Here is a 13,585-nt window from a genome sequence, read left to right on the forward strand (position 1 = left end):
ACGGGTGGGCGCAACCAAGGTGGCCTTGGGGGACCTTTTGTTACTCCATGTGGGGGTAGGCAATCGACTCGGGCGCGTCGAACGTCTCCTTGATCGAACGCGGGCTCGTCCAGCGCAGCAGGTTGAACATCGAGCCCGCCTTGTCGTTCGTGCCCGACGCCCGTGATCCGCCGAACGGCTGCTGACCCACAATGGAACCGGTCGGCTTGTCGTTGACGTAGAAGTTGCCAGCGGCGAACCGCAGCGCCCGGTGCGCCTGCCGGATCGCGGTACGGTCGTCGGCGAACACGGCACCGGTCAGCGCGTACGGCGCACTCGTGTCCACCAGCTCCAGCACCTGCTCGTACTCGCCGTCCGGATAGACGTGCACCGCGAGGATCGGACCGAAGTACTCGGTCGAGAGCACCTTGTGCGCCGGATCGTCGGTGACCAGCACGGTCGGCTCGACGAAGTAGCCGACCTTGTCGTCGCACCCACCGCCCACGAGCACCTCCAGCGCTGGATCACCGTCCACGCTCGACAGCAGCTCGCGGTGCCGGCCGAAGGCCTTCGCGTTGATCACCGCGCCGCCGAACAGCGAGAAGTCGGTGATGTCGCCGTAGCGCACGGTCCGTGTCACGTCGACCAGCCGCTCCCGCAGCCCCGCGTTCCACAGCGAGTGCGGCAGGTACGCCCGCGAGACCGCCGAGCACTTCTGTCCCTGGTACTCGAACGCGCCACGGACGAGCGCGGACACCAGCTTGTCCGGGTTCGCCGACGCGTGCGCGACAACGAAGTCCTTGCCGCCGGTCTCGCCGACGATCCGCGGGTAGCAGGCGTAGCTGTCCAGATGCTCGGCGATAGCGCGCCACAGTAGCTTGAAGGTCGCGGCGGAACCGGTGAAATGCAGTCCGGCGAAGCCGGGATCGGCGAGCGCGACCTGGCTGACCGCCTGCCCGTCCCCGGTCACCATGTTGATGACGCCGGGCGGCAGGCCCGCCTCCTCGAACGCCTGCATCGTGTAGTGCGCGGCCAGTTGCTGGGCCGGCGTGGGCTTCCACACAACCGTGTTGCCCATGATCGCTGGCGCGCTGGGCAGGTTGCCCGCAATGGCAGTGAAGTTGAACGGCGTGATGGCAACGACGAACCCGTCCAGCGGCCGGTACTCCATGCGGTTCCACGCACCCGGCACCGAGTTGGGCTGCTCGGCAAGGATCCGCCGCGCGTAGCTCACGTTGAACCGGAGGAAGTCGATCAGCTCGCAGGCCGCGTCGATCTCGGCCTGCTGCACCGACTTCGACTGGCCGAGCATCGTCGCGGCGTTGATCATGTCCCGGTACGGGCCCGCGAGCAGATCGGCGGCTTTGAGGAACACGGCGGCACGCTCGTCGAAGGGCAGCTCGCTCCACGGGCGCGCGGCGGCCTTCGCCGACCGCACCGCCGCGGCGACGTCCTCGGGGGTCGCCTGCGCGCTGACACCCAGGACGTGACCGTGATCGTGCGGCTGCACGACGTCGAACGGCTCACCGCCGGCCAGCCGGCGCCGCCCGCCGATGGTCTGGGTGAGCTCGTGTTCGGCGCCCTGCAGCTCGGCCAGTTTGCGTTGCAGCGAGGCACGCTCGGCAGTGCGCGGCGCGTACGTTCGCACCGGCTCGTTCGCTGGTACCGGAACGGATGTGACGGCGTCCATGGTCAGTCTCGCCTCCCCGTTTCCACATCGTGGGCGGTACTGATCTCATGGTTACATGAGCTCTAGCAGGAAGGGCAGTTCTTGCGGGGCGTACCAGGCCAGCTCGTGATCCTCGACGTCACCGAGGGTGAACTCCGCATCGGGATCTCCGAGGTCGGCAGCGTCGATCACCGCCGATGCCGCCAGCACCGCCTGTTCCGCCTCCGCGGCATCGACGTGGACCGCCGCGATGTCGTCGAGCGCGACGGGACCGGCCACCTTGACGACCGCATGGTCGAGGTCGGGGCGCAGCGTGACGTCATCGACATCGGCGGCCACCACGACCCGCCGGGGCAGCTCCTTCTCCTCGGCCTCGTGCCCCGCGAGCAGACGCAGTGACGCACGCGAGGCATCCAGGAGCGCGGTGTACTCCAGTTCCTCCGTCGAGCCGCTGACGTAGGACTCACGCAGTGCGGGAGTGAGCGCGAAGCCCGTCCCTCCCAACGGACGGAACTTGCCGTCCGTGACGAGTTGTCGCAGCATGCCGACGGTCGCAGGCAGGTAGACCCTCACCACTCAGTCCCCTTCAGTTCCTCCAGAGCTTCTTCGATCATCTCTGCGAGGACGTTGACATCGAACAACGCCTTCCGGTCGCCGTTCAGTCCGAAATAGACACCACCGTGATAGGACGTTACGCCGATCGCGAGCGCCTGGCTGCGCGCGAGTGGCATCACCGGGTAGATCGCCGACATCTTCGCCGGGCCGGCATAGCGGGGCTCCTGCGGGCCGGGCGAGTTGGCGATGAGCACGTTGAAGAAGTGCCCGGAGAACGAGCCGGCGGCACGGGCGGCCAGCGAATGCATGGTCGCCGGCGCGAAACCACCGACCTTGAGCATCGCTCGTGCGGCCACCGTGCGTTCCGAGTCGATCTGCTCGGCCATGGTGTGGGCGACGTGCTGCAGGCGCAGCACGGGATCGGCCTCGCCGACCGGCAGGTCGACCAGGTGCGGCTCGACGCGGTTGTTCACAAGGCCGGCCGTGGAGAACTCGGCGGTGCCGGGTTCGAGCACCGCAAGCGGCACGAGCGCGCGGACCGTCGACCGCGCTGTCAGCGTCTCGTCGCGCGAGGAGAGCCACGCCCGTAACGCGCCCGTGAGCACCGCGAAGACAGCATCGTTGACGGTACAGCCGTGCCGGCTTCTGATCGCACGGTAGTCGGCGAGGTTCGTCCGGATGCCGGCGAACATCCGGCCACCGGAGACAGGGCGGTTCAGCGGGCTGGATGGGGCCGGCCGCGCGGCGGAGAGCAGCGCAGAGGCCACCCCGCCGACGGCGGTCACCGCCTTCCCCGCGGTGGCGACCACGTCCCTGACCGCCGAGCACGCGGTCTCCACGAGTTCCCCCGGCCGCTGTACGGCTTCGCCGATCGCGTCCAGCACCAGTTGGCTGCGGTTGGGCGACCGGCGCGGCATCCACGTGTCGTGGTCGAGCTCGCGCTCGGCGGGGGCGGCGTCGAGGATCAGCTGGCCGATGTCGATGGTGCCGACGCCGTCGACCATCGCCTGGTGGGTCTTGGTGATGAGCGCGACCCGATCTCCCACGAGGCCCTCGACGAAGTAGACCTCCCACAGCGGGCGCTCCAGGTCGAGCGGGCGCGCCATGAGCCTGGCCACGAGCTCGAACAGCTGAGCATCGCTGCCGGGGCCGGGTAGCGCGGAGCGCCGCACGTGGTAGTTCAGGTCGAAGTCGGCGTCGTCGACCCACACCGGTCTGGCGAGATGACCGGGCACGGGCAGTACGCGCTGCCGGTAGCGCGGCAGGTAGCCAAGCCGATGCTGGATCAGCGCCAGGAGCTTGCGGTACTGGAAACGCTCGCTCGGCCGATCGAAGACCGCCACGCTCCCGACATGCATCGGGGTGGCGGGTTCCTCCACGTACAGGAACGAGGCGTCCAGCGCGGAGAGACGGTCGGGCATAAGGAGATCCTGACACAGGTGGGACACTTACCGCCGTGGGTGACGAGACCGCGGTGTCCCCGAAGGACCGCTTCCTGACCGTCTACGGGCGCAAACCGGTGCTCGAGGCACTCGGCGACCCGCAGCTCCAGGTCGACAAAGTGATACTGGCCGACGTTGCCCGCGGCCCTGCCGTGGCCGAGATCCAGCGCGCGGCGAAGGCCGCAGGGGTACCCGTCCAGCGGGCCAGCGCGCATCGGGTGAAGGTTCTGGCGGGTAACGGCAAGCAGGACCAGGGCGTGCTGGCGGATGTCGTCGCGCCGCGGATGCGGCCGTTGAGCAGCGCGCTGGCGGCCCAGCGCCCGCCCTCGCGGGTGCTGGTGCTGGATGGCATCACCACGCCGGCGAATGTCGGCATGATCCTGCGCACGGCAACGGCCGCAGGCGTTGGTGGGGTGGTGGTCCCGCGGCGGGGTGTCGCCGCGCTGGACCCGCTGGTCGTGAAGGCGTCAGCCGGGGTGGCGTTCCGGGCGCCGGTGCTGCGGTGCGGGAGCGCGGTGGAAGCTGTCGAGCAGCTCACCGAGGCCGGCTACGCGGTGTACGCGCTCGGGGCGTCGGGCGCACGGTCGGTGTTCGATGCGGAGCTACCTGCGCGGGCGGCGTTCGTGCTGGGCGGCGAGTCGCAGGGCGTCAGTGCCGAGGTCGCGCAGTACGTCGCCGAATGGCTGGCCATCCCGATGCGGGGCGAGGTCGAGTCGCTGAACGTGTCCGCCGCGGCCGCGGTGCTCTGCTTCGAACTGGTCCGGCGCGGTTAGCGGTCCAGCGATCCGCGCAGCTTCTCCAGCGCCGCGGCGATGGCTGACGGGCCAGCTGGCGCGATGTGCACCTCGGCTTCCAGGCCGGTTCCCGTTGTGTAGTTGAGATACCTGCCCCAGTCAGTGTCCACATAGTGCAGTGGTGAACGCAGCCGGACATAGCGGCCCAGTTCGTCGCGCTCGGCGACGTACAGCTCGCCGCCACCGGTGACCGGGCGCTGCACGACCTTGACGATCTCCTGCACCTCGGCGGGCAGCGCGCGGTCCTTGCCACCGCGTCGCGCGGCTTCTTCCAGGTCGATGACCCGCACCGACCATTCGGTACCGCCACCCGGGACGAGCTCCGGCAACTGCTCGGCGAAGGTGTCGGCGAGCCGGTTGCGGCTCACCGGTGCCAACGCGACCCAGTCGCCGCTGCGGACGGCGAGCAGACCCTGCACCCCGCGGGAAACGGCAAGCACACCCCAGGTGTCCTCGCCATGCGAGATCCAGCCGTAGTACTCGAGCGAGGCGCTGGTGAGAAGGGGCAGCCAGTCGAGGAAGTCGGCATCCACCCGGCCGCGCCCGTCGACAAGGCCGGCCTCCGCGAGGGCCCTGTCGATGCCGGCTTCGGCGGACTGCTTCTCACTTTCCGGAATCCACAGCGGCTCAGGCTGCAGGACGGGGTGCAGCGACCCGAGGCGTTCCCGCTCGACGACGCCGGCTAGCGTGCCGAGGCGGACGTCCACCCTGCCGGGTCTCACTCCCCGATCACCGGCGGCGCGGTCTTGCCAAGATCCCCGATGAACACCTCGTCGGGGTCGTTCTCCTGCAGGTATGCGGCACGCTGGTGTTCTTGGTCCTCGTCGCCCTTGGCGCGGCCGGCCCCGGCCGGGCCGATGCCCCCCATACCGGCACCACGAGCACCCGCGGTGGTGTTCTTGGCCGCCGACTCCGCCGCGGCGGCTGCCGCACCGCCGGGCAAACCGGTTCCGGTGCCCTTCCCGGCGGCAAGCGCCCGGGCGGCACCCTCGCTCGCCGTCCCGCCGCCGGCACCGATACCGCCGGCTGCCACGCCACGGCCGGCACCGGCTCCACCGGATCCTCCAGATCCGCCGGAGCCGCCCGTGCCGTAGAGGCGGCTACCCGCCCGCTCGCCGAGGGTGCTCCCGCGGGAGGTTCCGCTTCCCGTGCTGGTGCCCGGGGTCCGCGTGGTGCCACCGAAGGCGGTCCGCCCAGGACTGTTGGTCTGGCGGGTCGTACTGGTCGAACCGGTACCGCTCGGCGGGACATTGGTCGCCGCGGCGATGCCGGTCGGCGCGGCAGGGGGCGTAGTCCCCACGGCAGGTGGGCCGCCGGCAACGGGCACGCTCGGCGTGACCGCGTTGGCTGGGACTGCCCCGGAGTAACCGGGAGAGCTGACATTCGGCACGGCGCCGGTCACCGAACCAATCGCCGGCGTGGCGGTGCTGGTAGGCCCGACGAAGGTCGACGACCGAGTCGTCTGCGGCTGGGTCGACAGATCACCGGAGATGGCGTTCGGCGTGGACGTCTCGACCGAGATCGACGCGCTGCCCGGCTGCAACACGCCGTAGCTGCGCGGGAAGCCGGAGTTGCTGCTGGTCTGGTTCTCGTAGGAGCCCATGACCGTGATGTTGTTGACAACCGCCCGGTTGTGGGCGTCGACAGCGTCCTGATAGGACTGCAGGTCGTTCGACGCCATGAACGGACCCGCTACCGGAATGGCAGCCTTGAGCCCGGTCGTCCAGGGGTTCGGCTTCTCCGGCACCGGCGGAACGGGCTCGACGGAGTTCGCCGCGACGTGCCACGAACTGGCCTGGTGCATTGTGGAGTTGAAGGTCGAATCCATGTTGGTAGCGGAATCCAACAACGCGGCGCTTAGCGGACCGGCCCCCTGCCGTGCTTTGGCACCAGCGTCGCCACTCCACGCCGACTCCATCGCGTCCTGGATGCCTTTGATGGACTCCGCGCGCTGGCCGTAGGTCTTCTGCAGCTTGACCAGCTCGGCGGCAATCTGCTGCAGCGGTGTCGTACCTCGGCCCTCTTGGAAGTTGTCGTAGATCTCCTTACCACCCATAGCCATGTCAGGACCCCCTCTTCAACGTCTGGATGATCTCCCCTGCCACTGCTTCTACGTCCTCGCATGCGCGTGTCGGCTCGTCGTAGCCGTCCGCTGTAACGGCGAACGACAAGTCATCGGCGATACCCACGACGATGCGGCAGCGTCCCTCGGCACGTGCATCAGTCAAGTCACTGAATGCCGCAGGGTACTGATCAACGGTCGTCGGCTCCCAGAACGAGTATTGGCCCCGTATATGGGCATCGTAGTTGCCCTCCAGCCCGCCTAGGCCGTTCGTTTGGTTACCAGTCTGGATAGTGAACCCGAGCCCAGCAATCCCTTCGGATTGATCCCAGTCACAGCCTGGCCCCGACAACGCTGCCGTGCTGTTGTTTTCCTCGGTTGCAGCTTGGCCTGCTTCGTTGTAACCGATGCTGTGCATGAACTCCTGCTCGACCAGGCGGCACGGTTCGTTCAGATATGCGGCAGCGTCCAGCGGTACGTCCACAGCGGGAACCACACTGTCTGCGGTCGTCGAGCCACTCGCCGTCGGCGAAGCCGTACCGGGTTCAGATTGGGAGCAACCCGCGATCATCGCACCGGCAAATATTGCAAGCGCCGTAACGGCCCGCGCACGGCTGCTGGCTGCTATCAACGCCGCACCGCCGCCTGGAGGGCTTCAGCGTTACCCGAGTCACTCTGATCAATCGCATCCCGGGCCTGTGACAGTCGCTCGATGAAGTCCTCGACGTAGCTCAGCATGGAGGCATTGGACTCGCGCAACGATTGCATCCCGTCGACAACTGCACCTATGAACCGCCCACTCGGGTCATCCTCGGAGGGTGGGACAGCATTATCGATCATGAGCCTGATCGCATGACGATCGGTCTTGATCTCGTCGAGAAGAGCCTCCCACTTACCGATCACGGAGTCGAGCTGTTCGGGATCAAAGGTCCAACGACCCGTGGCAGCGTCGCCAGCAGCCTGGACCCAGTTCTGCGTCCCGTACACCGCCTGCACAGCCTCGACTGCACTCACGCGGTCGGCGAACACATCGTCCAGGCGCTTGTTGGCTGTGAACCCGTCCTCGGCCATCCCCGTCTCCCTCACCGCACTGATCCAGTACCCGAGGGTAGCGGACCACACCACGGCCGTCAGGCGTTCTCGCCGATCAGGCCCTGGAAGAGGGCCTCCAACTCGACCAATGTCTCCGCAACCGAGGTGTGGTGCACACCAACCATGCCCGCCGCCACCGCGCCCGCGACGTTGCGCGCTGCGTCATCGACGAACACGCACGCCGCGGTCGGCAGGCCGAGCCGGTCCGCTGTGAGCCGGTACACCTCCACCGCAGGCTTCGCGACACCGACCTCACCGGAGAAGACCAGCGCATCGAACCAGCCCGACAGCCTCCGCCGCACGGCGCCGCCACTGGCGGCATTGGAGAGCAACGCGGTACGCACACCATGGTCCCGGGCCGCGTCGAGCACATCGAGCAGCCGTGGTGCGTCGGCGTCGGTCAACACGCCGGCATGGTCCAGCACAATTCCCCGCAACAACACCCTGCCAGCTTACGTAGCGCACATCGCGCGATCGGGGTGCCTTATTCGCCGGTTTCACTAATTGGTGGGTCTGTTGAGTCGGATTGGCCTTTTCGTCCCTCTATTTCGAGGGGCGACCGCCCCAATGAAATCGGAAATCATCTGGGGGGTAAGTATGATTACCTATTCGGCTCGGTGTGGATTACTCCCACTGACACCGTATGAACCCGTGGAATGCGGGAAATCGGTTGCGGAAAACGAATTACCGGAAGGTCAGCTGACACTCGACGACCTGCTCGCCGAAATACCGGCACAGCTGGGGGCTACTCCGCCACGCCCGTCGCTCGACAGACGTCGGCTGCACCGCATCCTCACAGCTCTGCTGGAAGTGCATGCCGGACGTAGACCGGCGACCCAGCTCGGCTCCTGGCTCGCGCCCGCCCTGCAACGGCGGCTACGCGATCGCGCACGCACCACCGGCCCTCGCTACACCCTGCACAAGGTGTACCTGTGCCGGCCAACGGACAAGGCACTGGAGGTGTGCGGCACCGCCGACACCGGCGAGCGGGTGCTCGCCGTCGCCGCCCGGTTCGAGCACGATGACAGCAGCTGGCGCTGCACGTCGTTCACGATCCTCGAACCGGGCGGCTGGGGTGCGAAGCCGATGCTGACCGGTTAGCGGCGGGGGGCGCCCTTCTTGTTCTTCTTCGCCTGCTCACGGGCGGCGGCGCGGCGCTCGCGCCGGGTACCGCCGCCGGCGGCCCCGCGCTTCTCCTCGCCCGCATCGGTACCGCGCGACTGGACGCCGCCGCCCTCGGCGGGCCCGGAGTAGGTCAGGGCCTGCTGACCGTCGCCGCCGAGGCCCTTCCCCCGCAATGCAGACGGCACGGCTTGACGCTCGTCGGCGTCCGGCTCCGGCTGCGGCGGGACCGGCCGTGCATGCCGGCCCGTCGGGGCCGCGGCCTGCCCGTTGCCAACGGCGGGCGCCGCGGCGGCCGGGACCGCGGCGGCGGGCTGCTCGGCCTGCTGCGGCTCGGCCTGCTCAGCCTGCTCGACCTGCAGGTTGAACAGGAAGCCGACGGCCTCCTCCCGCAGCGAGTCGAGCATCGCACCGAACATGTCGAAGCCCTCACGCTGGTACTCCACAAGGGGATCGCGCTGCGCCATCGCACGCAGCCCGATGCCTTCCTTGAGGTAGTCCATCTCGTAGAGGTGTTCACGCCACTTGCGGTCCAGCACCGACAGGACGACGCGGCGCTCGAGTTCGCGCATCGCGCCCTCGCCGACCTTGGCGTCGATGTCGGTCTCGCGCTGGGTGTAGGCGTTGTCCGCGTCGTCGAGCAGTGCCTCCCGGAGCCGGTCGGCGTCGAGATCGTCCTCCTCCTCGGCGATGTCCTCCCACCGCGCGCCCACCGGGTACAGCGTCTTGAGCGCCGTCCACAGCTTCTCGTGGTCCCAGTCCTCGGCGTAGCCGTCAGCCGTCGCGCCATCCACATACGCGGTCACCACGTCGCGGATCATGTGCTCGACCTGTTCGCGCAGGTCCTCGCCCTCGAGAACCCGGCGGCGCTCGGCGTAGATCACCTTGCGCTGCTGGTTCAAGACCTCGTCGTACTTGAGGACGTTCTTGCGGATCTCCATGTTCTGCTGCTCGACCTGCGTCTGCGCGCTCTTGATGGCCCGGCTGACCATCTTGTGCTCGATCGGCACGTCGTCGGGCAGCCGCATGGTGGTCATGACCCGCTCCACCATGGCGGCGTTGAAGCGGCGCATCAGCTCGTCGCCAAGCGACAGGTAGAACCGGGACTCGCCGGGGTCACCCTGCCGGCCGGACCGGCCGCGCAGCTGGTTGTCGATACGGCGGGACTCGTGGCGCTCGGTGCCAAGGACGTAGAGGCCACCCGCCTCGCGCACGGCCTCGGCCTCCGCCTCGGACTCGGCGGTGACCTCCTCCAGCACCTTCGACCATGCGGCCTCGTACTCGGCGGAGTTCTCGACCGGGTCCAGACCGCGGTCGCGCAGCACCTCATCGGCGATCATGTCGGGGTTGCCGCCGAGCACGATGTCGGTACCACGACCGGCCATGTTGGTCGCGACGGTCACGGCGCCCTCACGGCCGGCCTTCGCGACGATCAGCGCCTCACGGTGGTGCTGCTTCGCGTTCAGGACCTCATGCGGAACACCCAGCTTGACCAGCAGCTTCGACAGGTACTCGGACTTCTCGACGCTGGTCGTGCCGACGAGGACGGGCTGGCCCTTCTCGTGGCGCTCGGCGATGTCCTCGGCGACGGCCTCGAACTTGGCAGGCTCGGTCTTGTAGATGAGGTCCGCCTGGTCGGCACGGACCATCGGCCGGTTCGTCGGGATCGGCACCACACCCAGCTTGTAGGTCTGGTGGAACTCGGCGGCCTCGGTCTCGGCCGTACCGGTCATGCCCGCGAGCTTGTCGTAGAGGCGGAAGTAGTTCTGCAGCGTGATCGTGGCGAGCGTCTGGTTCTCGGCCTTGATCTCGACGCCTTCTTTGGCCTCGATCGCCTGGTGCATGCCCTCGTTGAAGCGGCGGCCGGCAAGGATGCGGCCGGTGAACTCATCGACGATGAGCACCTCGCCGTTGCGGACGATGTACTCCTTGTCGCGGTGGTAGAGCTCCTTGGCCTTGAGCGAGTTGTTCAGGAACCCGACCAGCGGCGTGTTGGCCGCCTCGTACAGGTTGTCGATGCCCAGCTGGTCCTCGACGAACTCCACGCCCTGCTCGGTGACACCGACGGCGCGCTTGCGCTCGTCCACCTCGTAGTGCACGTCCCGCTTCATCAGCGGCGCCATGCGGGCGAACTCGGTGTACCACCGCGAGGACTGGTCGGCGGGCCCGGAGATGATCAGCGGCGTCCTGGCCTCGTCGATGAGGATGGAGTCCACCTCGTCGACGATCGCGAAGTTGTGGCCACGCTGCACGCAGTCGTCCAGGCTCCACGCCATGTTGTCGCGCAGGTAGTCGAAGCCGAACTCGTTGTTGGTGCCATAGGTGATGTCGGCGTGGTAGGCCTCCCGGCGCGCAGGCGGCGGCATCTCGGACAGAATCGCGCCGACCTCGAGGCCGAGGAACCGGTGGATACGTCCCATCCACTCGGCGTCACGTTTCGCGAGGTAGTCGTTCGTGGTGACGACGTGCACGCCCTTGCCGGAGATCGCGTTGAGGTAGGCAGGCAGAACCGACGTCAGCGTCTTGCCCTCACCGGTCTTCATCTCGGCGACCTGGCCGAGATGCAGCGCAGCGCCACCCATGAGCTGGACGTCGAAGGGCCGCTGACCGAGGACGCGTTTGGCGCCCTCTCGCGCGACGGCGAACGCCTCGGGGAGCAGGTCGTCGAGCGACTCCCCGCCTTCCTGGTTGCGCTTTCGGAACTCGGCTGTCTTCGCCCTGAGCTCGGCGTCCGAGAGGTCCTTGACGTCGTCTTCGAGGGTGTTGATGTGGTCCGCGATGCGGCGCAGCCGCTTCACCATCTTGCCCTCGCCCGCGCGGAGCAGGCGGTTCAGAAGCATCCGGTTCGACCTCGCTAGCTGTATCCGGTGAGTCGTCGCAGCACCCATACAGGGCGCCGGGCAGCTTGACACGCACGGCCCTGGGACCGCAGCACTTCCCATCGTAGAGGCTCCCCGAGCGGGAGGTGGCAGCACTCGGAACAGCCGCATGGCAACGGCCCGCACGCTCTCGCGTACGGGCCGTTGGTCAGCTTGCGCGGCGGGCGGTCAGCCCAGCCGGATCACGCCGTAGTCGAAGCCCTTTCTGCGGTAGACGACACTCGGCTTTCCGCTCGCGGAGTCGTTGAAGAGATAGAAGTCGTGTCCGACCAGCTCCATCTGGTAGAGAGCCTGGTCGAGCGTCATGGGCTCCGCGGAATGGTGCTTCTCGCGCACCACCAGGCCTGGCTCTTGGTCAGCCACGCCGTCGTCCCAGCGCTGCTCGGGAAGCACGATCCCGTCGGCCGATACCGCGGCCATGGGTTCTGCGGGGGCCTCCAGCACGGCGGTGCTCGCCACGAGCTGGCGCCTTCCCATGGCCGGGCCGGACGCTTCGGCGGCCGGTGTTCCCGCAGAGGTCGCCTCCGCGACCGATTCGGGGCAGCGGCGGCCGTAGTGCACCCGGCGCCGATCGTGCATCCGGCGCAGCCGGTTCTCGAGCTTGTTGATCGCGGAATCGAGCGCGGCGTAGAAGTCGCCGGCCGATGCCTCCGCTCGCACGACAGGGCCCTTGCCCTTGCCGGTGATCTCGACGCGCTGGCAGTTCTTCGCCTGCCGCCGGTTGGGCTCGTGGAAAAGTTCGACGTCGTAGCGAATGACTTTCCTGTCGTAGCGCTCGAGACGCGCTAGTTTCGCGCTGACGTGAACCCGATAGTGATCGGGCACCTCCACGTTGCGACCCTTAACGACGATGTCCATACACGACCTCCCTCGCGGAATTTGCGAGTTACTTTCTGGACCACAAGCGCCGGGGGGACTGGGTGGAAAAACGCCGACACGACGTCTCGCGCGGGGTCTTCACGAGTTCAGCATTCCGCCGGCGCTAGGGACATCGGCTCTTCACCTCCCTACGTGCCGGGATAGCTGTTAGCGGAGCACGTTAGCCCGCTGAGCGCGGTTAGAACAGCCCCCGGTGCGGGGGACGTGCGACGGTGAATGGCCGTCACGATCCGCAGTGGACGCGCGGAAACGGCGTCGCAACCGTGCCACGTTCGGAGCAGCGCACCAAGGGTTTTGTCACCCTCCCGGACCGACGGCTCGGTCCTCACCTGTCGCACGGTGACAGTGGGCTGCGTCATATCCGATCAACGCCCGACCCCCGCACGACGGTTCCCGCCCACTCGATCGGATGAAATTTTCCGACAGTGCGGCCCGTGGTCACACGGCGGTGAGCGCGAGCGCGGCCGTCACCTCCAGACCGCCGGCCGTCAGCGTCCGCAGACAGGCGTCGACCGTCGCGCCCGTCGTGACGACGTCGTCGAGCAGCACCACCGGAGTACCGGGCGGGGGCGCACCGGCGGGCCGCAACCTCAGCCGGCCGGCGAGGTTGGCCACCCGCTCGGCACGGGCGAGCCCGACGGCATCCCGGGCTCCCGCGCCCAGTTCCAGCGCCGGAGCGACGGCCACGGCATGGCCGTCGGCTGCCAACTGCGCGGCGCAGTGCCTGGCGAGACGCTCCAGGTGCGAACCGCCGCGGGCGCGTGCCGCTATCCGGCGCGAGGGCACCGGCACCAGCCACCAGGTGCCGGTGCTGTCCGGGCCCGCCCTGGGCAACAACGGTACGGCCGTGGCGAGCAGCTGCCCCAGCGGCGCGGCGAGGTCACGCCTGCCCTGTTCCTTGTAGGCCAGTACGAGCCGCCTTGCAACGCCGTCGTAGCGGGCGAGCGCATGCACTCGCTCGCCCCTGGCGAACAGCCGCGCGCCGTCGAACGCCGCGGCACACGCCGGGCAGCATGGCGAGCCCAGCTCACCACAGCCTGCGCAGGCGGCGGGCAGCAGCAGATCGAGCGCCGCCCGGCCGATCGTGGACAACCCCCAGCCGGTCATGACGC

The 13,585-nt window shown here is 68.3% G+C and carries 13 protein-coding genes; 2 read left to right on the forward strand and 11 right to left on the reverse strand.

What is annotated here, in order from left to right:
• Positions 1 to 40: 40 nt before the first annotated feature.
• From pruA to ABZ863_RS06550, 3 genes are read right to left on the reverse strand one after another with little or no spacing between them, the layout of a single operon-like run.
• Positions 41 to 1,669, reverse strand: coding sequence for an L-glutamate gamma-semialdehyde dehydrogenase (gene pruA / locus ABZ863_RS06540; protein ID WP_358531745.1), 1,629 nt, complete (start codon positions 1,667 to 1,669; stop codon positions 41 to 43).
• A 51-nt stretch (positions 1,670 to 1,720) separates the two neighbouring features.
• Complete coding sequence (locus ABZ863_RS06545) at positions 1,721 to 2,221, reverse strand: hypothetical protein (RefSeq protein WP_358531803.1); 501 nt, start codon at positions 2,219 to 2,221, stop codon at positions 1,721 to 1,723.
• Positions 2,218 to 3,624, reverse strand: coding sequence for a wax ester/triacylglycerol synthase family O-acyltransferase (locus ABZ863_RS06550; RefSeq protein WP_358531746.1), 1,407 nt, complete (start codon positions 3,622 to 3,624; stop codon positions 2,218 to 2,220). The genes ABZ863_RS06545 and ABZ863_RS06550 overlap by 4 nt, the downstream gene beginning before the upstream one ends.
• A gap of 35 nt (positions 3,625 to 3,659) precedes the next feature.
• Between ABZ863_RS06550 and ABZ863_RS06555 the strand changes: the two genes are divergently transcribed.
• Positions 3,660 to 4,418: an RNA methyltransferase gene (locus ABZ863_RS06555; protein WP_358531748.1), complete on the forward strand. Its 759-nt coding sequence runs from the start codon at positions 3,660 to 3,662 to the stop codon at positions 4,416 to 4,418.
• Here the strand turns inward: ABZ863_RS06555 and ABZ863_RS06560 are convergent.
• The 5 genes from ABZ863_RS06560 to ABZ863_RS06580 are packed head-to-tail and all read right to left on the reverse strand — an operon-like array spanning position 4,415 to position 8,033.
• On the reverse strand, positions 4,415 to 5,161 hold the full coding sequence (locus ABZ863_RS06560; RefSeq protein ID WP_358531750.1) for an ESX secretion-associated protein EspG: 747 nt from the start codon (positions 5,159 to 5,161) through the stop codon (positions 4,415 to 4,417). The genes ABZ863_RS06555 and ABZ863_RS06560 overlap by 4 nt on opposite strands.
• A complete protein-coding gene (locus ABZ863_RS06565; protein WP_358531751.1) occupies positions 5,158 to 6,501 on the reverse strand; it encodes a hypothetical protein in 1,344 nt (447 codons plus the stop codon). The genes ABZ863_RS06560 and ABZ863_RS06565 overlap by 4 nt, the downstream gene beginning before the upstream one ends.
• A gap of 1 nt (position 6,502) precedes the next feature.
• The gene (locus ABZ863_RS06570) at positions 6,503 to 7,072 is read right to left on the reverse strand and encodes a DUF3558 domain-containing protein (protein ID WP_358531804.1); all 570 of its coding nucleotides are present in this window, start codon (positions 7,070 to 7,072) and stop codon (positions 6,503 to 6,505) included.
• Between the two features lie 56 nt (positions 7,073 to 7,128).
• Entirely contained in the window at positions 7,129 to 7,572 is a 444-nt protein-coding gene (locus ABZ863_RS06575; RefSeq protein ID WP_358531753.1) for a hypothetical protein, read from the reverse strand.
• 59 nt (positions 7,573 to 7,631) lie between these two features.
• Entirely contained in the window at positions 7,632 to 8,033 is a 402-nt protein-coding gene (locus ABZ863_RS06580; RefSeq protein WP_358531805.1) for an HAD-IA family hydrolase, read from the reverse strand.
• Between the two features lie 211 nt (positions 8,034 to 8,244).
• On the opposite strand from ABZ863_RS06580, the gene ABZ863_RS06585 reads away from it, so the two are divergent.
• The gene (locus ABZ863_RS06585) at positions 8,245 to 8,694 is read left to right on the forward strand and encodes an Rv3235 family protein (protein ID WP_358531755.1); all 450 of its coding nucleotides are present in this window, start codon (positions 8,245 to 8,247) and stop codon (positions 8,692 to 8,694) included.
• Here ABZ863_RS06585 and secA read toward each other — a convergent pair.
• The 3 genes from secA to ABZ863_RS06600 all read right to left on the reverse strand — a co-directional run bounded on the left by secA (position 8,691) and on the right by ABZ863_RS06600 (position 13,580).
• Positions 8,691 to 11,555 carry a preprotein translocase subunit SecA gene (gene secA, locus ABZ863_RS06590; protein ID WP_358531757.1) on the reverse strand — a complete coding sequence of 955 codons (2,865 nt, stop codon included), beginning with the start codon at positions 11,553 to 11,555 and terminating at the stop codon, positions 8,691 to 8,693. The genes ABZ863_RS06585 and secA overlap by 4 nt on opposite strands.
• Positions 11,556 to 11,762: 207 nt before the next feature.
• The gene (gene raiA / locus ABZ863_RS06595; RefSeq protein WP_358531759.1) at positions 11,763 to 12,452 is read right to left on the reverse strand and encodes a ribosome-associated translation inhibitor RaiA; all 690 of its coding nucleotides are present in this window, start codon (positions 12,450 to 12,452) and stop codon (positions 11,763 to 11,765) included.
• 459 nt (positions 12,453 to 12,911) lie between these two features.
• A complete protein-coding gene (locus ABZ863_RS06600) occupies positions 12,912 to 13,580 on the reverse strand; it encodes a ComF family protein (RefSeq protein ID WP_358531761.1) in 669 nt (222 codons plus the stop codon).
• Between the last annotated feature and the right edge of the window lie 5 nt (positions 13,581 to 13,585).

The organism is Saccharomonospora sp. NPDC046836 (genome assembly GCF_040645195.1).
Lineage (GTDB): Bacteria > Actinomycetota > Actinomycetes > Mycobacteriales > Pseudonocardiaceae > Prauserella_A.

Excerpts from the sequence above, each read along its gene's own strand:
- raiA (WP_358531759.1), bottom strand. The coding sequence starts at position 12,452 with ATGGACATCGTCGTTAAGGGTCGCAACGTGGAGGTGCCCGATCACTAT.
- secA (WP_358531757.1), bottom strand. The coding sequence starts at position 11,555 with ATGCTTCTGAACCGCCTGCTCCGCGCGGGCGAGGGCAAGATGGTGAAG.
- ABZ863_RS06600 (WP_358531761.1), bottom strand. The coding sequence starts at position 13,580 with ATGACCGGCTGGGGGTTGTCCACGATCGGCCGGGCGGCGCTCGATCTG.
- ABZ863_RS06575 (WP_358531753.1), bottom strand. The coding sequence starts at position 7,572 with ATGGCCGAGGACGGGTTCACAGCCAACAAGCGCCTGGACGATGTGTTC.
- ABZ863_RS06570 (WP_358531804.1), bottom strand. The coding sequence starts at position 7,072 with ATGATCGCGGGTTGCTCCCAATCTGAACCCGGTACGGCTTCGCCGACG.
- pruA (WP_358531745.1), bottom strand. The coding sequence starts at position 1,669 with ATGGACGCCGTCACATCCGTTCCGGTACCAGCGAACGAGCCGGTGCGA.
- ABZ863_RS06565 (WP_358531751.1), bottom strand. The coding sequence starts at position 6,501 with ATGGCTATGGGTGGTAAGGAGATCTACGACAACTTCCAAGAGGGCCGA.
- ABZ863_RS06550 (WP_358531746.1), bottom strand. The coding sequence starts at position 3,624 with ATGCCCGACCGTCTCTCCGCGCTGGACGCCTCGTTCCTGTACGTGGAG.